Origin of the sequence: Pseudonocardia lacus (genome assembly GCF_018531445.1) — a bacterium.
Lineage (GTDB): Bacteria > Actinomycetota > Actinomycetes > Mycobacteriales > Pseudonocardiaceae > Pseudonocardia > Pseudonocardia lacus.
The window spans coordinates 25,819-50,144 of the sequence record NZ_JAHDTH010000022.1 but is presented as its reverse complement, the minus strand read 5'-3'; the positions used below and the strand labels follow the sequence as shown (position 1 = coordinate 50,144).

The 24,326-nt window shown below is 74.2% G+C and carries 19 protein-coding genes; 11 read left to right on the top strand and 8 right to left on the bottom strand.

Translation table 11 applies throughout. The features are described 5' to 3' along the window. Positions 1-124: 124 nt before the first annotated feature. Both KIK08_RS07620 and KIK08_RS07615 read right to left on the bottom strand, forming a co-directional pair. The gene (locus tag KIK08_RS07620) at positions 125-328 is read right to left on the bottom strand and encodes a DUF397 domain-containing protein (protein WP_214402299.1); all 204 of its coding nucleotides are present in this window, start codon (positions 326-328) and stop codon (positions 125-127) included. Between the two features lie 14 nt (positions 329-342). Next, positions 343-1,188, bottom strand: coding sequence for a helix-turn-helix domain-containing protein (locus tag KIK08_RS07615; protein ID WP_214402298.1), 846 nt, complete (start codon positions 1,186-1,188; stop codon positions 343-345). 113 nt (positions 1,189-1,301) lie between these two features. Between KIK08_RS07615 and KIK08_RS07610 the strand changes: the two genes are divergently transcribed. The 8 genes from KIK08_RS07610 (at position 1,302) to KIK08_RS07565 (ending at position 11,277) form a co-directional block, all read left to right on the top strand. Beyond that, positions 1,302-1,559: a hypothetical protein gene (locus KIK08_RS07610; protein ID WP_214402297.1), complete on the top strand. Its 258-nt coding sequence runs from the start codon at positions 1,302-1,304 to the stop codon at positions 1,557-1,559. A gap of 320 nt (positions 1,560-1,879) precedes the next feature. Next, the gene (locus tag KIK08_RS07605) at positions 1,880-2,302 is read left to right on the top strand and encodes a hypothetical protein (protein WP_214402296.1); all 423 of its coding nucleotides are present in this window, start codon (positions 1,880-1,882) and stop codon (positions 2,300-2,302) included. A gap of 332 nt (positions 2,303-2,634) precedes the next feature. Further along, positions 2,635-3,273, top strand: a complete 639-nt coding sequence (locus KIK08_RS07600; RefSeq protein WP_214402295.1) for a LuxR C-terminal-related transcriptional regulator — start codon at positions 2,635-2,637, stop codon at positions 3,271-3,273. A gap of 48 nt (positions 3,274-3,321) precedes the next feature. Then, on the top strand, positions 3,322-3,945 hold the full coding sequence (locus KIK08_RS07595) for an arsenate reductase/protein-tyrosine-phosphatase family protein (protein WP_214402294.1): 624 nt from the start codon (positions 3,322-3,324) through the stop codon (positions 3,943-3,945). Between the two features lie 156 nt (positions 3,946-4,101). Next, the gene (locus KIK08_RS07590; protein ID WP_250556512.1) at positions 4,102-5,181 is read left to right on the top strand and encodes an LCP family protein; all 1,080 of its coding nucleotides are present in this window, start codon (positions 4,102-4,104) and stop codon (positions 5,179-5,181) included. 155 nt (positions 5,182-5,336) lie between these two features. Continuing rightward, a complete protein-coding gene (locus KIK08_RS39635) occupies positions 5,337-8,861 on the top strand; it encodes a PKD domain-containing protein (protein ID WP_250556511.1) in 3,525 nt (1,174 codons plus the stop codon). A gap of 59 nt (positions 8,862-8,920) precedes the next feature. Then, positions 8,921-9,886 carry a glycoside hydrolase family 6 protein gene (locus KIK08_RS07570; RefSeq protein ID WP_214402293.1) on the top strand — a complete coding sequence of 322 codons (966 nt, stop codon included), beginning with the start codon at positions 8,921-8,923 and terminating at the stop codon, positions 9,884-9,886. A gap of 35 nt (positions 9,887-9,921) precedes the next feature. Next, positions 9,922-11,277, top strand: coding sequence for a UDP-glucose dehydrogenase family protein (locus KIK08_RS07565; protein ID WP_214402292.1), 1,356 nt, complete (start codon positions 9,922-9,924; stop codon positions 11,275-11,277). A gap of 712 nt (positions 11,278-11,989) precedes the next feature. On the opposite strand, the gene KIK08_RS07560 is transcribed toward KIK08_RS07565, so the two are convergent. The 5 genes from KIK08_RS07560 to KIK08_RS07540 all read right to left on the bottom strand — a co-directional run bounded on the left by KIK08_RS07560 (position 11,990) and on the right by KIK08_RS07540 (position 18,007). Further along, positions 11,990-13,123 (bottom strand): right-handed parallel beta-helix repeat-containing protein, encoded by a 1,134-nt coding sequence (locus KIK08_RS07560; protein ID WP_214402291.1) that lies wholly within the window; start codon positions 13,121-13,123, stop codon positions 11,990-11,992. Beyond that, entirely contained in the window at positions 13,120-14,451 is a 1,332-nt protein-coding gene (locus tag KIK08_RS41600; RefSeq protein WP_214402290.1) for an O-antigen ligase family protein, read from the bottom strand. The genes KIK08_RS07560 and KIK08_RS41600 overlap by 4 nt, the downstream gene beginning before the upstream one ends. Before the next feature lie 9 nt (positions 14,452-14,460). Continuing rightward, on the bottom strand, positions 14,461-15,237 hold the full coding sequence (locus KIK08_RS07550) for a WecB/TagA/CpsF family glycosyltransferase (protein WP_214402289.1): 777 nt from the start codon (positions 15,235-15,237) through the stop codon (positions 14,461-14,463). Continuing rightward, the gene (locus KIK08_RS07545) at positions 15,234-16,436 is read right to left on the bottom strand and encodes a glycosyltransferase family 4 protein (RefSeq protein WP_214402288.1); all 1,203 of its coding nucleotides are present in this window, start codon (positions 16,434-16,436) and stop codon (positions 15,234-15,236) included. The genes KIK08_RS07550 and KIK08_RS07545 overlap by 4 nt, the downstream gene beginning before the upstream one ends. A gap of 77 nt (positions 16,437-16,513) precedes the next feature. Continuing rightward, on the bottom strand, positions 16,514-18,007 hold the full coding sequence (locus tag KIK08_RS07540) for a tyrosine-protein kinase domain-containing protein (RefSeq protein ID WP_214402287.1): 1,494 nt from the start codon (positions 18,005-18,007) through the stop codon (positions 16,514-16,516). A 428-nt stretch (positions 18,008-18,435) separates the two neighbouring features. Between KIK08_RS07540 and KIK08_RS07535 the strand changes: the two genes are divergently transcribed. Further along, positions 18,436-19,974 (top strand): sugar transferase, encoded by a 1,539-nt coding sequence (locus KIK08_RS07535; RefSeq protein ID WP_214402286.1) that lies wholly within the window; start codon positions 18,436-18,438, stop codon positions 19,972-19,974. 34 nt (positions 19,975-20,008) lie between these two features. Here KIK08_RS07535 and KIK08_RS07530 read toward each other — a convergent pair whose 3' ends face one another. Then, positions 20,009-20,680 carry a helix-turn-helix transcriptional regulator gene (locus KIK08_RS07530; RefSeq protein WP_214402285.1) on the bottom strand — a complete coding sequence of 224 codons (672 nt, stop codon included), beginning with the start codon at positions 20,678-20,680 and terminating at the stop codon, positions 20,009-20,011. Between the two features lie 275 nt (positions 20,681-20,955). On the opposite strand from KIK08_RS07530, the gene KIK08_RS07525 reads away from it, so the two are divergent. Beyond that, positions 20,956-22,815, top strand: a complete 1,860-nt coding sequence (locus KIK08_RS07525) for a hypothetical protein (protein WP_214402284.1) — start codon at positions 20,956-20,958, stop codon at positions 22,813-22,815. Then, positions 22,815-24,311 (top strand): lipopolysaccharide biosynthesis protein, encoded by a 1,497-nt coding sequence (locus tag KIK08_RS07520; RefSeq protein WP_214402283.1) that lies wholly within the window; start codon positions 22,815-22,817, stop codon positions 24,309-24,311. The genes KIK08_RS07525 and KIK08_RS07520 overlap by 1 nt, the downstream gene beginning before the upstream one ends. Positions 24,312-24,326: the final 15 nt, after the last annotated feature.

Genomic DNA, 24,326 nt, shown 5'->3' with positions numbered 1-24,326 from the left:
GTACTTGACCCGCTCCTTGCCTGGGGTGGCCGTGGGCGTTCCCGCCGGTGGTGCCGCGCCGGGGGGGCGCCCCACGACGGGGACGGAGCCGACGCCGTGTTCTCGACACGCACCGACCGCATCGCTACCGGGACGTGAAGGCCCCGGTGCGGGTGGCGGTGAGGAAGGTCGTCCAGGCCGCGGAGGGGACGGCGAGGGCGGGGCGGGTGCGGTCCTTGGTGTCGCGGACGCCGACGGTGCCGTCGGGGAGGAAGGCGACCTCGATGCAACCGTTGCCGCTACCGGGGCTGAAGCTGCTCTTGAACCAGTGGGCGGTGGACGCGTCCATGGCGCGCCTCCTGTTCAGGTCCTCTCGGCGAGCTGCCTGATCAGGGCGATCGAGTCGGCGGGACTGAGCGCATCTGACCGCAGCCGGTCGAAGAGGAGTCTAGCTCGCTTGACCTCGGCATCCTTCTCGATGATCAAGGAGCCGAAGGTGTGCTCGACGTAGGCCATGTCCGGCTCGCCGATGCCCTCGAACCGGAGGACCGTGAACGGGGAGGTCATCGCGGCGTGGGCACCGATCGAAGCGGGCAGGACCTGCAGGTTGACGGTGTCGAGGTCGGCCGCGTCGATCAAGCGGCGCAGCTGGGCCGAGTGGATTCGCTTGCTGCCGACGATCCGGTGCAGCGCGGCCTCGTCGATCACGGTGTCGAGCCGCAGGGGGTGCTCGGTCGAGGTCAGCCGCTGCTGGCGGATCACCCGAACGGCGACGAAGTTCGACAGGTGCTGGCGGTTGCGGCGCATCTCGACGGTCTTGAGGACGGCGCGCGCGTACTCGGCGGTCTGCAACAGGCCGGGCACGTAGGACAGGGTGAAGTCGGAGACGGCCGTGGCCTCGTTCTCGAAGCCCACGTACGCGTCGTCGCCCAGCCCGTACGCCCGCCACCAGCCCTTCTGCCGCGACTCCCGACACAGGTCGAGGATCTCGTCCCAGTCGTCGGCCAGCACGCGGTAGAGGTCGAGCATCGACCGCACGCCGTGCACGTCGATCTGCTGCTGCGCGTTCTCGATCCGGCTCAACTTGCTCGCCGACCAGTCCAGCTGCGGCGCGGCGGCCTCCAGCGTCAGCCCGGCCCGCTCGCGCAGCACGCGCAGCTGGCGGGCGAGCTGTCGCCGCCGTACGACTGATCCGTTCCTCGGTTCCACCAGTCCGCTCTCCGTGTCGTCACTGTCACAGATCGTGGCACGCGGGTCCGACCATCTGGGATTTGCGATGTGGGAGCACAAGGCGCCGATTCGGCTGTGAAGCGTTGTCTTCCATGACTCAGGTGTGGGCGGTGCACGTGCTGAAGGACGCCGGGGCGACGTTCGCCGAGGCGGTGTTCCCCGATCAACGTCGCGCCGAGGCGTACGCCGGGACGCGCAGCAGCGACATCGGGGTGCGGGGGACGGCGGTCACCCGGTTCACCGTCGGTGAGCTGGGCACGAGGTCGACGATCAGCTGGTTCGTCGACGGAGCGGCCTGCGACGGGCGGGTGCTGGCGGCGCGGTCGCGGGCGAAGGTCGTGGCGGAGTAACGGGTGGCGACGCTGAGCGACGTCATGAGTACCAATCGTCACTACCCATGAGGTGCGCGTGTGAAGCTCTCGGTCATCGGCTGCGGCTGCCTCGACCACGCCACCGCGGAGTTGGTGAAGACCGCGGCCAACTCGTTCCTGGCCGCGGCCGACGCCAGGTCATCGCACAGCCGGTTGGCGGGTTCCGGCCAGGGCCCGCAGGTGATCTTCAGGGGGGTGGCGGCGCCGCTACTTTGTGCAGCTCCAACGCGTGCACGGGCAGGAGGTCGGGGTCGCCGGTGCGCGTACCGACGCCGCGACGCAGATTCGGAGCCCTCACCGTGTCCTCCGCCCTCATCCGCCGGCTGGTCGGGCTCGCGCTCGCCTCGGCCGCCGTGACCGCCTGCGGCAACAGCACCCAGATCGGTGCCGGCGCCGGTGGCCCCTCCGCGGTCCCCACCGTCGAAGCGACCCAGCTCGTGGAGGGCAACGTCCCCGCCGAGGTCGTCGGCAACTGGCTGGGCGGGCGGAACGGTGCCACCACCGAGTACCTCTACGTCAACGAGCGGGGCCGGTTCGCGCGCGGCGCGGACGGGCAGCCGCCCGCGCAGAGCGGGGTCATGGTCAGCAACGGCGCCGATTTCATCGCGCACTTCGACGGGGGCAGCACCCAGCTCGGGCGGTGGGAGTACGTCGCGGCCGACGGCGTGGAGACGCTCGGGGTGTGGTTCGGGCCGGACCTGTTCAGCTACAAGCGGGACTGACGCACCGCCGGACATCGGCGAACGTGTGGATGTGGTCGCCGGCCGCTAACGGTCGGACACGTGCAGCGACTACCCGATCGCAGAACGTCCGAATGGCGCGTTGGCCGGCGCCGGTGCATCTCGACACGCCCCCGGAGCCGCGCAGCGCCGGTCGGACGAGGAGCGCGACCGGCTGGCCGGGATGGTGTCGTCGCAGGTAGCGGCGCCGATCCGGAGATCGTCGTGCCCGGAATCCGCCGGTTTGTCCGGTCGAATCGCAGTTGGGCGATAACGCCCGACTCATCGGCGGCGACTGGACTCCCACTACCGAGTGAACGGAGGGTGGACTGCAGATGCCCGAGCGACCACCGGTCGTCGTGCTGGGCCGCACCGACATGCTGGTGACGGCGATGGTCGTGGCCCTGCGGGCCCGCCGCCACACGGTCGAGCGGGTCGCGACGCAGGACGCGTTGGGAGCGCGGCTCGTGACGGGCTCGCGCGGGGTGCTGGTGGTGGCCCTCGACGAGCGCGGCGTTGAGGTCGTGGCCCGAGCGGTCGCCGCCGGCTGGGTGGTGCTCGCCATCGGCGCCGACCGGGCCCCGCGCCTGGCCGCCGCCGCGGTGGCCGCCGGGGCGGGAGGGTGGTTGCCGGAGACGTCCTCGTTCGCCGCGTTCGTCGCCGCGTTGGACGCCGCGCTTGCCGGTCGCCCGATGATGACCGACGAGCAGCGCCGCGAATGGCTGCGCATCCACGACGAGCACCGGGAGACCGCCGACCGGCTGCGCGAGCGGCTCGACCGGCTCACCGGCCGGGAGCGCGAAGTGCTGGTGCACCTGGCCGCCGGGCGGCGGCCGTCGGAGATCTCCGGGCAGCTGTTCCTGTCGATCACGACCGTGCGCACCCACATCCGTTCGATCCTCAAGAAGCTCGAGGTCAACTCGCACACCCGGGCGGCCGAGCTGTACCGCCAGCTCGGCGCGCGAACCGTCTGAACCGCCCCCGTGGGCGGCGCGGCCGCCGCGGGCGCGAGGATGCCCGCCGTGGGGGAGCACGACACGTTCCGGCTGCTGTTCGTCTGCACCGGCAACGTCTGCCGATCGCCGTTCGCGGAGATCCTCACCCGGCACCTGCTCGTCGGGCGGCTCGGCGGCCGCGCGGCCGCGGCGTTCGACGTGCGAAGCGCAGGCGTCCGAGCGGTGGTCGGCGCGGCGATGGACCCGCTCTCCCGCGCCGAGCTGGCGCCGTGGCACCTCGACACGACCGTCGCGGCCGGCTTCACCGCCCGCCAGCTGCGCCCGGAGATGCTGGCCGAGGCCGACCTCGTGCTCGGCGCGAGCACGCGCCACCGCTCGTCCGCGCTGAGGCTGAACCCGGCCGCGCTGGCCACCGCGTTCAGCGTGCGCGAGTTCGCCAGGCTGGCCGCCACGGTCGCGCCCACCGAGTTGCACGGCGGACCGACCGCGCGGATGCGCGCGCTGGTCGACGCCGTGCGGAACCGGCGCGGCACGCTGCCCCCGCCCGACGACGACAGCGTCCCCGACCCGATGGGGCGCCCGGCGCAGGCCCACCACGAGGCGGCGGAGCTCATCCGGCGGGCCGTGCAGACCGTCGTCGACGTCGTCGCGCCGCCCCTGCGGACCACCCGCCCCACGGCCGGTCGCTGACCAGCGCTCCCGCGCCCGCGCACACCACGATCCGCATCCGGGGCGGGGTCGGTCGAACCTCATCAAGGGTGATGACTGCAGGTCCGGCGGGCTAACGAGCGCCGTGACGTCGCGGAGACAGCAGGTGACGCGACACCGGACCGGGGTCGAAGACCCATGAGCGAGCAGAGCTCGGAGACCATGAGCGAGCAGAGCACAGCAGTTCCGCAGGACGTTGCCCCCGTTCCCCCCGCGCGGCGCGCGCGACGCAGCCGGCGGGTGCTGGTCGGGGTCGTGATCGCGGTGCTGGTGCTGCTGGCCGCCGCGGCCGGGGCGGTGTTCGTGGTCGCCGAGAAGCTGGCCGGCAACATCGCGCGGGTCCCCGGGGTGTTCGTCCCGCTCGACGAGGCGAGCCGTCCGCCGGCCACCGGGGCCACCACCTTCCTGCTCGTCGGCACCGACACGCGCTCCGACGACCCGACGACCGGAGCCGCCGCCACCGAGCCCGCGGCCGGGCGCAGCGACGTCCTCATGCTGGCCCGCGTGCGGCCCGACGGCACGGCCGCGTCGGTCGTGTCGATCCCGCGCGACAGCTGGGTGGAGATCCCCGGCCACGGGCCGAACAAGATCAACGCGGCGTACGCGTTCGGCGGGCCGAGCCTGCTCGTGCAGACCGTCGAACAGGTGACGGGTGTGCGCGTCGACCACTTCGCGGTCATCGACTTCGCCGGGTTCCGGGCGATGGTCGACGCCGTCGGCGGCATCTACGTGTCCGTGTCCGCGCCGACGAGCCACGACGGCGTCGACTTCCGCCAGGGCGTGAACTTCCTCGACGGCGAGCAGGCGCTGGCGTTCGTCCGGCAGCGGGAGGGCCTGCCCGGCGGCGACCTGGACCGCGCCCAGCGCCAGCAGGCCGCACTGCGGGCGCTGCTCACGCAGGCCTCGTCGTCGGGGATGCTCACCGATCCGGTCGGCCTCTACGCGCTGCTCGACGCGACCACCCGCTCGGTCAGCGTCGACGACACCCTCACCAACGGCGGCCTACGCTCGCTCGCGATCGAGATGAGCGGCCTGCGGCCGCACGCGATCACGTTCCTGCGCGCCCCGGTGGCCGGGTTCGGCCACGAGGGGGAGCAGGCGGTCGTCTACCTCGACGACCAGCAGGCCGCCGAGCTGTGGTCCGCCCTGCGCGACGACCGCGTCGGCGTCTACGCCGACCGCCACCCGGACGACCAACTCGGGTCGGTGACCCGCTGACGACCGTCCCGCGGTAGGGCGACCCCGCGCCCACCCCACCCACACCTCGTCGCTGGCCACCTTGCGTAATGGATCGCATGCGGACCGCGACATCACCAGGTCCCCGGGCCCCGATCCGGGCATCGACATCCCCAGCACATCGGAAGGTCCTCCCCATGGCCGTCCCACCCCGGCGCCCGTCCTTGCGCCGGCGCCTCGCCCGGCTCGGCGCGCTCGTCGCCCTCGTCGTCGGGCTCGTGCCGCTGGGCGCCACGGCCGCCCACGCCGCCCCCGGCCCGCCGACGAGCTACCCCGGCCACCAGTACGGCAGCGGCGCCAGCGCGGCGACGGCCGACAAGCCGCAGAGCAAGCTCTGGTTCCACGACGGCTCGTGGTGGGCGCTCATGGTGACGCCGACCGGCACCGTCAACGTCTACGAACTGATGGCGAACCACACCTGGCGCGACACCGGCACGGTCGTCGACGAGCGCGCGGCCAGCACCGGCGACGCGCTCTGGACCGACGGCAAGCTCTACGTCATCAGCCGCACCGGCGGCAGTGGCGGCCAGGTGCGCCTCTACCGCTACTCCTACGCGGCCGGCCCGCGCACCTTCTCCCGCGACTCCGGCTACCCGGTGACGCCGGCCGGGTCGGGCGGCACCGAGTCGGCCACGATCGACAAGGACAGCCTCGACCGGCTGTGGATCACCTTCACCCGCAGCTCCAAGGTCTACGTCGCGCACTCCACGACGTCCGACACCACGTGGACCGCGCCGTTCCGGATCACCGGCGCCGACACCGACGTGGCCGCCGACGACATCTCCGCCCTGGTCGCCATGCCCGGCAAGATCGGCGTGATGTGGTCGGACCAGGCCTCGAAATCGTTTCGGTTCGCCGTCCACCTCGACAGCGACCCGGACACGGCCTGGACGGTGGAGTCACCGCTGTCGGGCACCCGGCTGGTCGACGACCACATCAACCTCAAGAGCATCTCCGGCGACGACCAGGGCCGCGTGCACGCCGCCCTGAAGACCTCGCGCGGCGACAGCAGCAGCGACCCCGACAGCGACCCCAGCCTCGTGGTGCTCTCCCGCAGCAGCACCGGCACCTGGACGAGCGCCACCTCGGCGACGGTCGGCGACGGCCTGACCCGCCCCCAGTTGGCCCTGGACACCACCAACGGGCTGCTGTTCGTCATGCAGTCCACCGAGAGCGGCGGCAAGGCGTACTACAAGAGCGCACCGCTGGGCAACATCTCGTTCCCACCCGGCAAGGGCGACACGCTGATCAGCGCGCCCGGCGCGCTGATCAACAACGTCAGCACCACGAAGGACCCGGTCACCGCGGCCACCGGCCTGGTGGCCATCGCCAGCGACCAGTTCGCCCGTCGCTACTACCACGCCGAAATCGCGCTGGGCACGGTCGCGCCCAGCGCGCCGACCGCGAGCTTCACCTCCCAGCCCTCCCTCGACGACCCGCTGACCGTGCAGTTCAGCGACACCTCCGCGGAGAACCCGACCTCCTGGGCGTGGGACTTCGGCGACGGCGCCACCTCCACCGACGAGAACCCGTCGCACACCTACGCGGCCCCCGGCCAGTACGCGGTGACGCTGCGGGCCACCAACGCCGCCGGCACCAGCCCGCCGGCGACCCAGAACGTGACGGTGACGGCCCCCGCCCCGGTGCCCACCGCGACCTTCACCACGGCCCCGGGCCCGGCGGGCCCGCTGTCGGTGCAGTTCACCGACACTTCCACCGGCACCCCGACGTCGTGGGCGTGGGACTTCGGCGACGGGACGACCTCGACCGAGCAGAACCCCTCGCACACCTACGCCGCGGCCGGCGAGTTCACCGTGACCCTCACCGCCACCAACGCGGCCGGCGCGAGCCCGCCCGCCACCCTGGTCGTCGCGGTCGAAGGCGCCGCGGGGCCCACCGAGGCACCGACGGCCGAGTTCGCCGCCGCCCCGACCTCCGGGCTCGCCCCGCTTACCGTGCAGTTCACCGACGCCTCGACGCAGAACCCGACGTCGTGGGCATGGGACTTCGGCGACGGCACGACCTCGACCGAGCAGAACCCGTCGCACACCTTCGCCGCCGGCGAGTACACCGTCTCGCTCGTCGCGACCAACGCGGTGGGCAGCAGCGAACCGGTGACCCACGAGGTCGACGCGACCGCCCAGGGCGCCGCGATCGCCGTCGCCGGATCGACCACGTCGACGTCGCTGCCCGCGACGACGTCGGTGGTGCTCACCAAGCCGACCGGCAGCGCCGTCGGCGACGTCCTGCTGGCCACGTTCACCGCCGACAACCGGCCGACGGTCGCGACCGCACCGGCGGGCTGGACCTCGTTCGTCCCGGCCCTGCGCCCGGCCGAGGCCTCGCTGTTCGGCTACTACCACGTGGTCACCGCGGCCGACGCCGGCACGAACAGCTGGACCTGGACGCTGTCGGCCGCGCAGAAGTGGAACGGCGGCGTCACCCGCTTCACCGGCGTCGACCCGGTCTCCCCGCTGGACACCACGGTGTCCAGCGCGACCAACCTCAGCTCCACGGCCACCACGGTCAGCGTGCCGAGTGTCACCACGGCGACGCCGGGCGCGCTGCTGGTCGGCGGGCTCGGGGCGAACGGCACCACACCATTGACGACCCCGCCGACCGGCTGGACGCTGACCTGGCAGAGCACCGGCGCCCAGGCCGCCTCGCAGGCCCACCGGGCCCAGGCCGCGCCCGGCCCGACCGGCGCGCAGGTGTGGACGATCAGCGAGGGCCGCGCCGTGGCCGCCTGGGTGACGGCCCTGCGCCCCGGCGGCCCGGCCGGACCCCAGGCGCCGGTCGCGTCGTTCACCGACGCGCCGCCCTCGCCGTCCGACCCGTTGACGATCCAGTTCAGCGACACCTCGACGGGCGCGCCGACCGAGTGGGAGTGGGACTTCGGCGACGGCGGCACGTCCACCCAGCAGAATCCCTCGCACACCTTCGCGGCCCCCGGCAGCTACACCGTCTCGCTGGTGGCCGGCAACGGCGCAGGCGCAAGCCCTCCGGTCAGCCGGGTGGTGACGGTCCAGGTGGCACCGGCCGGGATCGCGATGGCCGGATCGACCACAGGGGTGTCCGTGCCGGCCACGACCTCGGTCACGCTGACCAAGCCGTCCGGCACGGCGGTCGGCGACCTGCTGGTGGCCACCTTCACCGTGGACAACCGGCCCACCGTCACCGCGCCCGCGGGCTGGACGTCGTTCGTGCCCCAACTGCGCCCGGCCGAGGCTTCGCTGTTCGGGTACTACCGGGTCGTCACCGCCGCCGACGCCGGTGCGACCAGCTGGACGTGGACGACGTCGAGCGCGCAGAAGTGGAACGGCGGCGTCACCCGCTTCACCGGGGTGAGCCCGACGACCCCGCTCGACACGGCGGTGGCCAGCTCCACCAACCTCAGCGCCACCGCCACCACGATCACCGTGCCGGGGGTGACCACGGTGACGCCGGGCGCCATGGTGATCGGCGGGCTCGGGGCGAACGGCTCCACACCGCAGACCACCCCGCCCCCGGGCTGGACGCTGACCTGGCAGAGCACCGGAGCCCAGATCGCGTCGCAGGCGCACCGCGCGCAGCCGACGCCCGGCGCGAGCGGCAACCAGCTGTGGACGATCAGCGAGGGCCGCGCCGTGGCGGCCTGGATCGTCGCGCTGCGGCCCGCGTGAGACCCGCCGCGGGTCCCGTCACCCCCGGCGGGCCCGCGGCAATCCTGAGAGGAACCGGAATGGGACACGGCATGCGCGCGGCGGTCGCCTGCGCGCTCGCGGCGCTGGTCGGGTGCGCGGTGCCGGGCGGCGAAGCCGTCCCGGGCAGCGCGTCGACGGTCACCGCGCTCGTCGAGCCGTCGGCGGGCGCGATCGGCGACACCGACTTCTTCGTCGACCCGCAGAGCGCGCCGGCCCGGCAGGTGCGGGAGTACACCGCGGCGGGCCGGACCGCCGACGCCGCGCAGCTCGACGAGATCGCCCGCCAACCGCTGCCGTTCCGGCCGGCCGGCGAGCCCGACCGGGCCGCCCTCGACGTCCGCGACTACGTCGGGCGCGCGTCCGAGGCCGGGCAGCAACCCCTGCTGGTGGTGGCCGACCTGGGCGGCGAGCCGTGCGCCGCCGACCCCGAGGCCTACCGCGCCCGGCTCGACCCCGTGATCGCCGGACTCGGCGACACCTCCTCGACGGTGGTGCTCGAACCCGGCGCGGCGGCCGCCACCACCGCCTGTCCGGACGCGCGTGCACTGCTCGCCGACGCCGTGACCGTCCTCGCCTCGGCGGGTGCCACCGTCTACCTCGACGCCGGGCCCCTCGAACCGGGCTCCGACCTGAACGCGCTCGCCGTGGCCCTGCGCGGCAGCGGCGTCGCGGAGGGCCATGGGTTCAGCGTCAACGTCGGCGCCACCCGCTCCACCGAGGAGGCCGTCGCGCTGGGCAGCCGGCTCTCCGCCCTGCTCGACGGCGCCCCGTTCGTGGTCGACACCAGCCGCAACGGCGCGCCCGACGGAGCCGCCACGTCCTGCAACCCGCCACAGGCAGCGCTCGGCCCGCCACCGACCACCCGTACTGGGACCCCCGGCGTCGACGCGTTCCTCTGGATCGCCGTCCCCGGCGCGTCCGACGGAGCCTGCCGGCCGGGCGAGCCGCCCGCCGGGCAGTGGTGGCCCGAGTACGCCCTCGGCGTCGCCGAACGCAGCCGATGACCGCCCACACCCCCTCCCCGAGGAGCTGAACGCCCATGTACGCACGACGGATCGCTGTGATCGGCACCGGGTACGTCGGCCTGACCACCGGGGCGTGCCTCGCCTCGCTCGGCCACCGGGTCGTGTGCGCCGACGTCGACCAGGCCAAGGTCGAGCGCCTCCGCTCCGGCGACATCGGCATCCGGGAGGACGGCCTGGCCGAGCTGGTCAACGAGGGCATGGCCGCCGGACGGCTGTCGTTCGTGCTGGGCGCCCGGGCCGCGCTGGCCGAGCTCGACGCCGAGGGCTCGCCCGTCGAGGTGATGTTCCTCTGCGTCCCCACCCCGATGGGCGTCGGCGGCATCGCCGACCTGGCCGCCGTCGAAGCAGTCATCGACGAGACCCGCGAACTGCTCCCCCAGGGCGCCGTGGTGGTCAACAAGTCGACCGTGCCGGTCGGGACCGCCGACCGGACGGTCGAGCTCCTCGAACGCCCCGACATCGGCGTGGTCAGCAACCCCGAGTTCCTGCGCGAGGGCTCGGCCGTGCGCGACTTCCTCAACCCCGACCGCATCGTCGTCGGCTCCAACTCGTCCCAGGACGCCGCCGAACGGGTCGCCGCGCTCTACGCCCGGCTGGGCGCCCCGACCGTGCTCACCGACGCGGCCAGCGCCGAAATGATCAAGTACGCGGCCAACTGCTTCCTCGCGGTCAAGCTCTCCTACGTCAACGCGATGGCCGAGCTGTGCGAACGCGTCGACGCCGACATCGCCGACGTCACCGAAGGCATCGGCTACGACAAGCGGATCGGCCAGTCGTTCCTCTCCCCGGGGCCCGGCTGGGGCGGGTCCTGCCTGCCCAAGGACACCCACGCCCTGCTGCAGGTGGCCGACTCCGCCGACTTCGAGTTCCGGCTGCTGCGCGCCGCCATCGACACCAACACCCGCCAGCAGCAGCGGATCGTCGACAAGATCCGCACCGCGGTCACCGGCCGGCGGGCCGGCTCGCTCACCCGCCGGCGGCTGGCGCTGTTCGGGCTCACCTTCAAGGCCGGCACCGACGACCTGCGCGACTCACCCGCACTCGGGGTGGCCGCGCTGCTGCGCCAGGCCGGGGCCGAACTCGTGGGCTACGACCCGGGGGTGGACGCCGCGTCGGCGCGGATCGAACCCTCACTGCTGACGGTCGTCGACGACCCGTACGTGGCGGCGAAGGACGCCGAGGCGGTCGTGGTGCTGACCGAGTGGCCGGAGTTCCGCAGCCTCGACTGGACGCGGGTCGCGGAGTGCCTCGCGGCGCCGACGGTCGTCGACACCCGCAACCTGCTCGACCCGGACGTGCTGCGGCGGGCGTCGCTGGGGTGGATCGGGATCGGGCGGTCGAGCGAGCCGGTGGCGCGGCGGTCGACGTAAGCCGGGTTCGGTGGGGCCGCGCCGGGCGGGTCGGGCTCGTCGCAGAGCCCGGTGGTCGTCGCAGAGCCCGGTGGGTCGTCGCAGAGCCCGGTGGTCGTCGCAGAGCCCGGTGGTCGTCGCAGAGCCCGGTGGTCGTCGCAGAGCCCGGTGGTCGTCGCAGAGCCCGGTGGGTCGTCGCAGGCCGCCGGCGCGCTGCGCCTCCCCACCCCCGTCTGCGACAACCCACCGGGCCTCTGCGAGGCGCGTCCTCGCAGCCCGGGCGTGGTGTCGCGGCCCGGGCGTGGTGTCGCAGCCCGGGCGTGGTGTCGCAGCGCTGGGTGGGTGCTCGCAGCCCGTCGGCGGGCTGCGCCACCCCACCCCGCGTTGCGAGACCCACCCCGCGCTGCGCGACCCGCCCCGCGCTGCGCGACCCGCCCCGGCGCGTCCTCGCAGATCCAGCTGCGCCGTGCAGCGCCCGGTGGGTGCTCGCAGCCCGCCGGCGGGCTGCGCCACCCCACCCCGCGTTGCGAGTCCCGCCCCGCGCTGCGAGACCGCTCCGCTCCGGCGCGTCCTCGCAGATCCAGCTGCGCCGTGCAGCGCCCGGTGGGTGCTCGCAGCCCGCCGGCGGGCTGCGCCGCCCACCCCAGGGCTGCGACACCCGCGGGGGGCTGCGACACCCGGCGGGGCTGCGACGGGGCGGTGGAGCGCGCGGGGGCGGACGTGCAGCAGCGTCTCAGGACCCCGCCGTCACCGTCACCCCGTCGCCCGCTCGGACCGCGGTCGCCACCTCGGCGAGCGCGTTCCCCGACGACACGACGACCAGCTCCGCGCCGTCGCCGCGCTCGTAGGCGAGTCCGGTGCCGCCGGGGCCGCCGTCACCGCGGACGACGTTGCCGGTCACCGCGACGAGGGCCTGGCCATCGCCCCTCGCGTCGACGTGGATGTGGCGGTAGGTCGAGGACGGGCGCTGGCCGTCGCTCAAAAAGACCCGGTTGCCGGCGATCGTCGAGCCGGCCGAGCTCTGGGCGCTCAGCGAGATGCCGCTGAAGGTGCCGGTGCCGTCCTCGCCGAAGCCCTCGATGTAGTTGTCGGTGACGGTCGTGCCGTGGGCCCGGTCGGCGCGGATGCCGTCGCCGCCGACCCCGTAGAGGTGGTTGCGGGAGATGATCCAGCCGGCCGCGTTCTCCAGGTGCACGGCGTCCCCGCCGGAGCCGGCGATCCAGCTGTCCAGCAACTGCCAGTCGGTGACGGCGTTGCCGCCGTCCTCGACGCGGACGCCGCTGGCGCCCGAACCCTCGATGAAGCAGTTCGCGATGCGGCCGTTGACCTGCGTGCTGGAGGTCGGCTCGCCGCTGCGGCCGAGGTTCGTGATCCGCACCGCCGAGCCGGTGACGTCCTGGATGCGCAGGTCCTCCAGGGTCGTCTGCCACGACCGGATCACCACGCCGTCGGTGGTGGCGTCGGGGTTGCCGTCGCGGTTGCCGTCGATGGAGAGCCCGCGCAGGGTGACCGGTCGGCCCGTCGACTCCGCGGAGTCCACGAAGCTGTCCGAGGCCAGCAGGAACGGCAGGTTCGCGCCGTCGGCCTGGCGCAGGACGGCTCCGTCACGACCGGGGCCGTGGTAGGAGCGGCCGCCGCGCAGCTCGACGGGCTCGGTCAGCGAGCAGGTCCCGGTGATCGCGATGTCGGCCCCGGGCGGGCTGTCCCGGATCGCGGTGTTGAGCAGGTCGGCGTCGCCGGTGCCGTTCGCGCACCGCACCTGGGTGACACCAACCGCGGCCGACGCCGCGGGCGGCGACGGCCCGGCCTGGCACCCGGCGGCCAGCAGGGCCGCGCCGCCCAGGGCGAGGAGCCTGCCCCGGCTCATCCGACCGCCGCGGCGACGGGCGCCGGACGTCGCGGGAGCGGGTCCGGCGGGCCGACCGCCTGGTCGTAGGAGGCCAGGCAGAGCGCGGCGACGACGAAGACCGGCACCAGGTGCCCCGGGTCGAAGTCCTCCAGGACGCACCACAGGCCGGTCAGCAGCACGAGCGCCCGGGGGATCGGGCTCGCGCAGCGCCCGCAGTAGCGCCAGCACAGCACCAGGAACACACCGAACGCCAGCAGCCCGATCAGCCCGGCCCGGAACACGAGCCCCAGGTAGGTGCTGTGCGTCGCCACGCTGGCGACCAGCCCGTCCTGGCGCGGCTTGAGACCGTAGCCCAGCAGCGGGAGCGGCAGTTCGGCGATGCGGCTGACCGTCGCCGCGTAGATCGCCCCGCGTGTCTGCGACGAGCCCTCGCGCGCGCCCTCGATCTCCACCACCCCGGCGACCAGCGTCGACAGGTTGAACGCGGCGAGCACACCGGTCGCGAACAACCCGGTCAGCGCGACGAGCGGGCCGAACGCCGGCAGCCGCCACGCCGTGCGGAACACGGCGTAGACGACCGCGATCCCGAGCGCGATCTCGGTGGCGCGGCTGAACGAGAAGTAGACGTTGACCGCGGCCAGCGCCATCCCGAGCGCCGCGAGCACCCGCCCGCGCGGCGTCCGGCGCGTGAAGCCGTGCGCGAGCAGCAGCACCGTCAGCGCCGACACCGCCCCCGACCAGGTGGGCCGGCCCATGGTGCCGATCGTGCGCAGCACCACCCCGTCGAGCCAGCTCTCGTCGACGAGCTTGTTGCTGACGAACGCCCGGACACCGGCGGGCAGGCTCCCCGCCACCGGCGCGGGCAGCGGCAGCGGCAGCCGCGTCGGGTACAGGACGAGCGCGCCCAGCGAGACCACGGTGTGCGCGATGCCCACCGACGTCGCGGCGCGCACGAACGCCTCCCGGTGCACGAGCGAGGCCTGGCCCAGCAGGCACACGCAGCCCAGCAGGGCGGCCCAGACCGCGACGTTGGCCGCGTAACCGACCACCCGGTCGAGCGAGCCGTACCCGGCCACCAGACCCACGCACACCGACAGCAGCAACGCGACCAGCAGCACCATCAGCGACTTCGAGATCCGGTCGAGGCGGGTCCGCCAGACCGCACGCACCGACACCGCCGCCACCGCCGGCCAGAACACCGGTGCCAACCCGACCGCCCAGATCGCCGGGTACCACGTGAGGAGCCGGACGACGGCGCGGGCGCGCCGCTCCAGCTTTCCGTCGGCATCCCGGCCGGCGGGGCCGTCGACCGGCGCGGCCGTGCCCCACCTCCCGCCAGCAACCACGTCGACGCCCTACGACCGCGACGTCGCGACGGCCAGCCGCACCCACACGACCGCGCCCCCGGCGTAGCGGCGCACCAACCGGCGCGGGTCCTGGGCGAGCCGGTAGGTCCACTCGAGGCCGGCGCGCTGCAGCGCGGCGGGCGCGCGCTTCTCCCGACCGGTGAGGAACCCCATCCAGCCGCCGCAGGTCAGCACCAGCGGAGCCGCGATCCGGTCCAGGTGCTGGTGCACCCAACGCGCCTCCGTCGGCATGCCCATCCCCACCACCAGCAGGTCCGGGGCGGCGTCGGCAAGGCGGGTCAGGAGCGGTCCGGAGTCCTCCGCGAACCCGTCGGCCGCCAGGCAGACGTCGCAGCCGGTCACCCTGTTGAGCACCGCCCCGGCGGCGACGGCGAGGCCGGGCGGCCCGCCGACCAGCGCGACCCGCAGCGGGCGGCCGAGTGCCGCCTGCGCGGTGCGGATGATCGGGATGCCGATGTCGGTGGTGCCGGCGCGCTCGATCCGGCGGGCCCCGGCCAGCTTCGCCAGCAGCACCACCGACATCCCGTCGGCGTAGGTGGCCCGCGCGGAGTTCAGCAGCCGCACGAACGCCGGGTCGGACGCCAGCCGCAGCCCCCCGACGTGCAGGGCGAAGTAGACCTGCGGGGACGCTCCGCCCGCCGTGACGGCCCGGCGGACGTCGCCGAGGATGTCGGCCACAGCGGCGTCGACCACGTCGACCCCGGCCACGGTCACGGTCGGCAGCTCGCTGCGCTGTGTCGATGATCCGCTCGCGAGCTCGCTCATCGCACGACCGCCGTCCGCCCCGGCCGGACGAGGTCGTCCACCCGGCCCAGCACCGACTCCATCCGCGCCGTCCACGCGTGCTCGCGCAGCACCGACGCCGCGCGTGCCCTGGCCGCGTCGACGTCGACGGGACCGCGGCCGATGACCTCGGCCAGGCCGGCGGCGATGCCGTCGGCGTCCGGCTCGACGACCACCACGTCCGCGCCGGAGCGCTGCAGCCCCGTCGCGTCGGAGGACGGGCTGACCAGGCAGGTCAGCCCCAGCCCCGCGTACTCGTAGAGCTTGAGCGGGCTGTGGTACATCGTCCCGCTCGACGTCGGCCGGTGCAGCGCCACCCCGACCGACCACGTGGCCATCTCCGCGTAGAGGTCGGACCGGGACATCCGGGGCAGGAACCGCACCGCGTCCCCCAGGCCCTCGTCGCGCACCGCGTCCCGCAGCGCGGGCACCGCCGGCCCGTCGCCGACGACGACCACCCGCCAGTCCCGGCCGTCGGCGCGCGCGAGTCGCACCCGCGCGAACGCCCGCACCAGGTTGTCCAGGTTCTGCCAGTCCACGACCGCCCCGGCGAACCCCACGACCGGGCCCGGGGCGGGCCGCGGCACCGCCGCGACCTGAGGGGGCACCCCGTTCGGCACCACGAGCACCTTGTCGTCGGGCAGGTCCGCGTACGCGCACAGCTCGGCGGCGAGGTTGTCCGACACGGCGACGACCAGGTGGGCGCGCCGGTACAGGCGGCGCTCGACGCGCCGGGCCAGTCCCTCGGCGGCCAGCGCGTTGCGGTCGTGCGCCGTCTCGCGCGAGAAGATCCCGTTCGACTCGACGACCTGGACCGCGCGCCCGATCCGGGCCCAGCGGTGCGCGGCCGTCAGGTCGGTGAGCACGGCCGCGCGCTCGTAGACGACATCGGCCGGCCTGGACGCCGACCAGGCGGCGACCCGCGCCGCGTTCACCGCGGTCGCGCCGAGCCGCACGGCGTCGCCCACGAGGGGAGGGGTGCGCGAGCCGCCGGCCGCGCCCTCGCCGACCGTCGCGAAGCGCCGCAGCAGCGGCTGCTCCGCGGACAGGTACAGGGAGACGTCGTGGCCGAGCCCCCGCAGGGCGCCCACCGCGTTCTCGATGTGGTTGGCGGGGCCGGGGGTCCTCGTGCCGGGGCCGAGGGAGATCCTCAGGCCGCCGACCAGGTAGTCGATCTGCATGCGTTCTCCAGGGCTGGCTGTTCGCGGGCAGGGCGGGGCACCCGGGTGGTCGTCGCCCGGGTGGGTGTCCGCCGGCGTCAGCGCGGGCGGGGGGTGGGCTGGGGCCACGGCGCCCCGTTGTTGCGGGATCCGCCGACCTGCTCGTCGTCGAGCGCGGCGGCCGGGACCGGGAGCGAGACGCGCGGGACGCCGCCGGGCGCGGGCCTGCGGGCCGACGCGGCCGCCCGCTCCTGGTCGGTGCGCGCGTAGCCGCGGTACTGCTGGTAGGCCAGGGGTCCGCTGCGCGGAGCCATCGTGAACACGGTGCCCAGCAGGGCGGCGGAGGCGGAACGCAGTGCCGCCCGGGCCGAGGTCACCTGGTCGGAGGTGGTCGACCGGTGGCGGCAGACCAGGATCGCGCCGTCGGTGGCGGAGGCGACCGCGGCGGCGTCGGTCACCGGGAGCACCGGCGGGGTGTCGATGAGCACCGTGTCGTAGCGCTCGCGCAGCTCCGCGATCAGCGCAGCCATCTGCTGGGAGGCCAGGATCTCGCTCGGGTTGGGCGGCAGCGGCCCACTGGAGAGCAGGTGGATCCCGCCGGGTCCGTGCTGGATGACCTGGTCGACGCGCAGGTCGCCGGACAGCACGCTGGTGACCCCGACCGCGTTGTCGAGCCCGAGCGTCTCGGAGAGCTTCGGCCTGCGCAGGTCGGCCTCGACCAGCACGACCCGGTGGCCGGCCGAGGCCAGCGCGATCCCCAGGTTCGCCGTGGTCGTGGTCTTGCCCTCGCCGGCCACGGCGCTGGTGACGACGATGACGCTGCGCGGGTTGTCGACGTCGACGAACCGCAGGTTGGTCCGCAGGGTTCGGAACGCCTCCCGGCGCGGGGACTGCTCGTCCTCGTGGACGGTGAGCGGACGCTTCGGGACGCCGCCGTCGTAGGCGATGGTCCCGAGGTTCGGTGCCCCCGTCAGCAGCCGCAGCTGGTCGAGGTCGGTGACCGAGCGGTCCAGCGCGTTGCGGGCCAGCGCGGCGCCGATGCCGAGCGCGAGCCCGCCGAGCAGCCCGACGGCCAGCGTCACCGGCAGGCCGATGGAGGAGGGCGCCACCGGCACGGCCGCCGGCTTCACCGTGCGCACCGACACCGGAGCGATCGCGTCGGTGCTCGCCGGCCGCTCCAGGTCGTCGACCAACCGCGGGACGACCGTGCCCACGGCGTTGGCGACGGCGGCCGCCCGCTCGGGCGAGGGGTGCGTGACCGACACCCGGATGAGCACCGAGTCCGGCGCGCTCTCGGCCGAGATCCGACCGAGGTCGTCGCTGCGCAGCGCCCGCACCACGTCCTCGCGCAGCAGGTCACTGTTGATGACCTCGATGTAGGAGGTGACGCGTTGCTCGGACAGTTGAGCGCCCTGGTACGCGGCGCTGGCCGTGTCGGTGGTCTGCGCGGAGACGTACATCGTCACGGTGGCGGTGTACTCCGGCGGGCGCAAATGCCAGCTCGCGCCCGCGGCGAGCCCGCCCACGACCACCAGCGCGAGGACGACCAGCCAACGGTCGCGCAGGACCCGGAGGTAGTCGGGCAGCGTCATCCGGCGGCCCCGGCCCGCCCGTGCCCCGCGTGACCGGAGGTCCCGCCCACTCGCTGTGCTCCCACGTCTTCCGCCTCACGTCGATCCGCGACAGGCCGTCCGTCGCGCATCCATGACTCAGCGCCGGATGGTCCCCTGTTAGCCCGCTCCCGGTCGACTCGTCACCGTTGATGAGTTTCTCCCGCCGGAGCTGGGGATTCGCCGTCTCATCAGCACTGATGAAATCGTCTCGTCAGGGTTGATGAGATTAAGCATCCCTGGCCCGGGTCGGTTCCCGACTCGTCACCGCTGATGACTTCGGGCCGCCACGGGGCCATGCCCGTAACGGGTCGAGGCGAGGTCTCGATTCGGCCCCTGCACGACGACGCGGTCGTCCCGGCGAATGCGATTCGCCGCCACACCCTCCGGTCCTGAATGCAGGAGCCCGCATGCCCACTAGGCACGATCTCGGCCGTCCCGAACCGGCCGGAGTCCTCGCCGGTCCCGTCCCGCTCGCCGCGGCGGACGGCGGAGCCGGCGGTGCCACCCCCTCGGTGGCGTACGCCACCGAGCGCCCGGTCTCCGGCTGGGAGGCGCTCTACCGGGTCGCGGTCGCGACCTCCGACCTCACCCTGTTGATCCTCTGCGTGACCGCCGGGATCGCGCTGGGGCCCTCCGCCGCGCAGGAGTCGGAGGCCGCGGCGCGCGCCTCCGTGATGGCCGGCGCGGCCACCGCGCTCGCCGTCGTGCTCGGCCTGCTGTTCGCCCGGGTGTGGGACGCGCGTGTGCTCGGGACCGGCACGTACGAATTCAGGCGCCTCTATCGGGCCTTGATCGGTTCGGCCGGGGTGCTCGGGCTGGGCGCGTTCGCCCTGCAGATCGACTCCGCCCGACCGTGGGTGTTCGGGGTGGTGCCGGGATTCGCGGCGCTGTGCCTGCCCGCCCGCTACGGGCTGCGCAAGCTGCTGCACAGCCGCCGGGTGCGGGGCCGCTGCCTGGTCCCGGTGCTCGCCGTGGGCAGCGAGCCGTCGGTCGCCGACCTGGTGCGCCGCACGCAGCGCGACCCCCACTTCGGCTGGCGCATCACCGGTGCCTGCGTGCCGTCGGGCACCGGCGGCGCCGGGACATCGATCGAGGGGGTGCCGGTCCTCGGTGACCTGGACGCCGTCGCCGGGGTCGCGCGGCGCGGCCAGCACCGCATCGTCGCCGTCGCGCCGGCACCCGGATGGGGGCCGGGCCGCCTGCAGCAGCTCGCGTGGCAGCTGGAGACGGCTCCGTCGGTCGAGCTCGCGGTGGACCCGGGGCTGATGGAGATCGCCGGGCCGCGCCTGCACATCGCCCCGGTCGACGGGCTGCCGATGCTGCTGCTCAGCATGCCGCGGTTCACCGGGGTGGCGCGGCTGCTCAAGAACGTCGTCGACCGGGCGGGCGCGTTCGTCATCCTGCTGCTGGCCGCGCCGGTCATCGTGGCGGTGGCCGTGGCCGTGCGCCTGGACGGCGGCCCGGTGTTCTACCGGCAGACGCGCGTGGGTGAGAACGGGCGCACGTTCAGGATGGTCAAGTTCCGCTCGATGGCGGTCGGCGCGGACAAGCACGTCGCCGCGCTGGCGGGCAGCAACGAGGCCGCCGGGCCGCTGTTCAAGATGCGCCACGACCCGCGGATCACCCGGGTGGGCCGGGTGCTGCGCAAGTACTCGATCGACGAGTTGCCGCAGCTGTTCAACGTCCTCTGCGGGTCGATGTCGCTGGTCGGCCCCCGCCCACCGCTGCCGGCCGAGGTCGCGACGTACGGGCCGGACGCGCGCCGGCGCCTGCTGGTGCGTCCGGGGATGACGGGGTTGTGGCAGGTCAGCGGCCGAAGCGACCTCTCGTGGGAGGAGTCGGTGCGGCTCGACCTGCGCTACGTCGAGAACTGGACCCTGGCGCTGGACGCCTCGATCCTGTGGAAGACGGCCGGCGCCGTGCTCCGCGGCCGCGGTGCGTACTGAGCCGGCGCGGGCGGCGGGCGGCCCCGGCCACCGGCTACGCGTACCTCTTCGGACCCCGCTGGCGCGGCGGCCACGACCGGGCGACCTCCCGGTAGAGCTCCACGGCCTGGGTCTGGGAGTTGACCTCCAGCTTGACCAGGATCGACCGGATGTGCGTGCGCACCGTGGTGATCGACAGGAAGAGCGCGGCGCAGATGTCCGCGGCCCGGCGCCCCTCGACCAGGTGCTGCAGCACCTCGCGCTCGCGCGAGCTGAGCTGGGCGAGCCGCTGCACCTGGTAGGCCACGGTCGCCTGGGTGCTGCGGTACAGGTCGAGCCACCGCGCACGCTCGTCGGCCGGCATCGGTCGGCCGTCCTCGATCACCTCGAGGAGCCGGGTAAAGGGTGCACTCTTTGGGACGTGGGCGACGGCGCCCGCGGCGACGGCGACAGCGATCCGAGCGTGCTGGGCGTCGCCGCCGAGCAGGACCACGGTCCAGCCGGCGGCCGCGACCGACCGGACGACGCCGACCGCGCCCGGCGCGTCGAGGTCGACGACGAGCACGCCGGGCGGTCCGGCCAACTGCCGGTGGGCAGGCTCGCGGTCGGTGGCGACCAGTCGCTCGGCGGCCAATCCCCTCGCCTGCAGCGCGGCCAGCGCGGCGGTGACGGTCAGGTTGTCGGGGCCGAACAGCACGACGCGGAGATGGGTCGAAACCCGCTGCATGGTGTGGAGCCCTTCTGGAGGGACGTACGCTCGCTCACCGATATGTTCGCCCCCAGTTCACGAGAATTACAGCTGCGGGCAACCGTAACGAACCCTTTACCGTGGGCTCAGCTGTATGCCCAGGCTATTAGACCGGATGGCGTAAGATGGTAGAGAAGAATCGTGAGTTGCTCAGTCGGGTGACCACCGGGGCGGCCCGGGCAAAGGAGATCAGGACCCGGGTCCGACACCGGTTGATCGGATCCGGCACAGCGCGCCGGTACCTCGTGCGCGGAGTGGGTCTCGACGATTTCTTCGCGCGGCTCGCGGCGAACGACGTCGAGCACGCCGTTCTGCGCTGGTTCGACGGCCTGCCCGCGGTGGAGCCCGACGAGGACGTGGACATCCTCGTCGCCGACGAGGACCTCCCGTTCGTCCACACCCTGCTCGTCGACCAGCCGGCGGGCCTGTCCAGCCAGAAGTTCGACGTGTACTCGGTCAGCGGGCTGCCCGGCTCGGACTTCCGGGAGATCCCGTACTACCCGCCGTCGTTCGCCCGGGAGCTGCTGGCCACGGCGGTGCCGCGGCCGGGCGGCCACCGGGTGCCCGATCCGCTGCACCACTTCCGCTCGCTGGCCTACCACGCCGTCTACCACAAGGGGTACGCCTCGGGCCTGGCCGCCGAGCCCGGCGCGCCCGGCGACCCGGCGCTCTCCGACCACGACTACGCCGCCGTCCTCGCCGGTCTCGCCGCCGACCTCGGCCTCGACGTGGCGCCCGACCTGGCCTCGCTGGACGAGCACCTCCACGAGCACGGCCTGCGCCCGCCGCTGGACGCCCTCGAACGGCTCCGCCCGGGCAACCCGTGGATCCGCGACCGGTTCTTCTCGGCACCGCCCGAGATCGACGAGGTGTGGAGCGGCCTGGCGGTGTTCGTGGTGCGCGATCGCGCCGCGGACCGCACCGCCGAGATCGTCGAGCAGCTCGACCGCCAGGGCTTCGAGGTCCTCGACACCGTCGTGCTCGACCCCGAGCAGCGCGACCTCGCCGGCCGCGGGCTGCGCGGCGGCAACTGGGAGCGCGGTCCGTTCCCCCTCAGCGGCGGCGCGCCCGCCGCGTTCGTCATCGCCTACGACGTGGCCCCCCGGCTGCGCCCCGGCGACCCGTGGTGGGGGGCCAACCAGCGCATCCCGGCGGCAAAGGCCGACGTCCGCACGCACCTGCTGGCCACCGTCGGGGAGGAGCGCAGGTACAACCCGCTGCACTCCTCGGACAACCCCGCGCAGGCGGTCGACTACCTGGCGGTGCTGGGTGGCGCGGAGTTCAGCGACCGCCTGGAGAAGAAGGTGCGCGACCTGCTCGACGCGTGCGCCGTGCCGTTCCCGGTGCTGCGCCCGCTCGCGCCGGGCGGGCTGTCCCGGCGGGCTCGCGTGTACGCCGTCGACCACCCGGTGCACGGCGAGAGCGTGTGCAAGGTGTTCCGGCCGGGCGCGGCCCGCTACCACGAGCGCGAGCTGCGGGCCCGCACCGAGCTGGGCGACCTGCCGCTCGTCCCCGAACTGCTCGACCACGGCCCGAACTGGGTCCTGACGCCGATGTACCGCGACGACCGCAGCCACGTGCAGCGCTCGCTGCCGCTCACGCGCGGGACCTCGCAGCTGCGACCCGGCCCCGCCCGCGCGCTGGCCCGGTTCGCGGCCGACCTGCACGAGCGGGGGATGTTCGTCCTCGACCTCGCGCCGCAGAACCTGGTGACCGACCCGTGGGCCGGGCTGCGGGTCCTCGACCTCGAGTTCCTGCAGGACGACCGCGAGCCGGGCCGGCCGGTCGAGGCGTCCTACACCTTCCGGGGCATCCCGGCCGAGCTGGCGGACCGCTACGACCAGCCCGACCAGGTCCTCCTCGTCGGTGACGGCGTGGGCAACCCGGCGTTCCACCCCGCCGTCACCGGGCTGCCCGTCGAGGCGCTGCTGGGCCCGCCGCGCCCCGTGGACGCCGTCCGCCGGGCCGTGACCCAGCTCGCCTGGGCCGGCTGGTTGCTGGGGGCGCGGCCGGTCCGGATCGCGCGCAGGCGGATGACGACGAACCCGACGCTGCGCAGGTTCCGGCGGGCCGGGGTGCGGTTCGTGGCGGCCCGCCGCCGCGGGCGGGCCTGATGGCGGGCGGATCGCTCACCGCCCGCACCATCCGCGGATTCGCCTGGGCCTTCACCGGAACGGTGAGCCAGGCCGTGCTGCAGATCGTGTCGATGGTGCTGCTCGCGCGCCTACTCACGCCGGGAGAGTTCGGCGCCGCCGCGGCGGCGACGCTCGTCGCGGGGCTCACCCAGCTGGTCAGCCAGCTGGGGGTGGGCCCGGCGCTGGTGCAGCGGCGCACCCTGACCGACCAGGAGGTCTCCGCGGCGTTCGCCTTCTCGGTCGCGCTGTCCCTGCTGCTCGGCCTGGGTCTGCACCTCGCGGCGCCCGCGCTCAACGCGCTCGTCGGCCTGCCGCCCGACTCGGTCCTGCTGCGGCTGCTGACCGCGGCGCTGCTGCTGCAGGGCATCGCCGCGGTGCCGCTGGGGCTGCTGCAGCGGCACCTGCGGTTCCGCGAGATGGCGGTGGTGGACGTACTCGCGTTCGGCCCGGCCACCATCGGGGTGAGCGTCCTGCTCGCCGCGCAGGGACACGGCGCCGTCTCGATCGTCTGGGGGCAGATCGCCGCGGCGCTGGTCACCGCGACCGGCTACCTCTGGCTCGCCCGGCCGCCGGTCCGCCCGGCCGGACCCGCCGCCACCTGGCGCAGCGTCCGGGCGCTCGTGGGGTTCGGCTCGGGCTACTCGCTCTCCCAGGTCGGCAACTGGTTCGCGCTCAACTCCGACAACTTCATCGTCGCCACCGTGCTCGGCCCGGCGCCGCTCGGCGTCTACAACCGGGCCTACGGCCTGCTGTCGCAGCCCGCGAACGTGATCGGCAGCGCGGTCGACAAGGCGCTGTTCCCGGCGATGTCGAAGGTCCGCGACGACGGCGCCCGCCTGCGCACCGCCTACGTGCGGGCGGCGTCGCTGGTCGCGCTGGTCACCGTGCCGGCCAGCGTGCTGCTCTGCGTGCTGGCGCCCGAGGTCGTCACCGTCCTGCTGGGCGACGGTTGGTCGGCGGCGGTGGTGCCGCTGCAGGTCTTCGCGGTCGTCCTGCTGCCGCGCGCCTCCTACAAGATCAGCGGCTCGCTCACCAGGGCGACCGGTGCCGTCTACCGGGGCGCCTGGCGGCAGTGGATGTACGCGGCCGAGGTGGTCGTCGGCTGCGCGATCGGGGCGCGGTGGGGCGTCACCGGGGTCGCCGTGGGCGCCTCCGTGGCGATCGTCCTGCACTTCCTGGTGATGCTGCGCTTCTCCGGCCGCGTCGCGGAGGGCCTGGTCGGGACGGTCCTGCGCATGTACCTCAAGCACATCCCGTCGGCGGTGGTCGTGCTGCTGGTGTGCGGCGGCGTCGTCGCGCTCGTCCGGCCGCTCGGCAGCGCGGCGCTCACCCTGGCGCTCACCGGCCTCGCCGGCGCGGTCGCGGCGGCCGGCGTCGTCCTGCTCCTGCGCCGCTGGTTCGCCGACGAGCTCGGGGTCTTCGCGAACCTGCGCCGGCGCGGGGCGGGGAGCAGCACCGCCACCGTGCCCGCCTGACCCACGGCGGCGGGC

What these genes read in the sequence shown, in the direction of transcription:
- KIK08_RS07620 (WP_214402299.1), bottom strand. Translation starts at nt 328, where the DNA reads ATGGACGCGTCCACCGCCCACTGGTTCAAGAGCAGCTTCAGCCCCGGT.
- KIK08_RS07610 (WP_214402297.1), top strand. Translation starts at nt 1,302, where the DNA reads ATGACTCAGGTGTGGGCGGTGCACGTGCTGAAGGACGCCGGGGCGACG.
- KIK08_RS07600 (WP_214402295.1), top strand. Translation starts at nt 2,635, where the DNA reads ATGCCCGAGCGACCACCGGTCGTCGTGCTGGGCCGCACCGACATGCTG.
- KIK08_RS07590 (WP_250556512.1), top strand. Translation starts at nt 4,102, where the DNA reads ATGAGCGAGCAGAGCTCGGAGACCATGAGCGAGCAGAGCACAGCAGTT.
- KIK08_RS39635 (WP_250556511.1), top strand. Translation starts at nt 5,337, where the DNA reads ATGGCCGTCCCACCCCGGCGCCCGTCCTTGCGCCGGCGCCTCGCCCGG.
- KIK08_RS07570 (WP_214402293.1), top strand. Translation starts at nt 8,921, where the DNA reads ATGGGACACGGCATGCGCGCGGCGGTCGCCTGCGCGCTCGCGGCGCTG.
- KIK08_RS07565 (WP_214402292.1), top strand. Translation starts at nt 9,922, where the DNA reads ATGTACGCACGACGGATCGCTGTGATCGGCACCGGGTACGTCGGCCTG.
- KIK08_RS07560 (WP_214402291.1), bottom strand. Translation starts at nt 13,123, where the DNA reads ATGAGCCGGGGCAGGCTCCTCGCCCTGGGCGGCGCGGCCCTGCTGGCC.
- KIK08_RS07550 (WP_214402289.1), bottom strand. Translation starts at nt 15,237, where the DNA reads ATGAGCGAGCTCGCGAGCGGATCATCGACACAGCGCAGCGAGCTGCCG.
- KIK08_RS07545 (WP_214402288.1), bottom strand. Translation starts at nt 16,436, where the DNA reads ATGCAGATCGACTACCTGGTCGGCGGCCTGAGGATCTCCCTCGGCCCC.
- KIK08_RS07540 (WP_214402287.1), bottom strand. Translation starts at nt 18,007, where the DNA reads ATGACGCTGCCCGACTACCTCCGGGTCCTGCGCGACCGTTGGCTGGTC.
- KIK08_RS07535 (WP_214402286.1), top strand. Translation starts at nt 18,436, where the DNA reads ATGCCCACTAGGCACGATCTCGGCCGTCCCGAACCGGCCGGAGTCCTC.
- KIK08_RS07530 (WP_214402285.1), bottom strand. Translation starts at nt 20,680, where the DNA reads ATGCAGCGGGTTTCGACCCATCTCCGCGTCGTGCTGTTCGGCCCCGAC.
- KIK08_RS07520 (WP_214402283.1), top strand. Translation starts at nt 22,815, where the DNA reads ATGGCGGGCGGATCGCTCACCGCCCGCACCATCCGCGGATTCGCCTGG.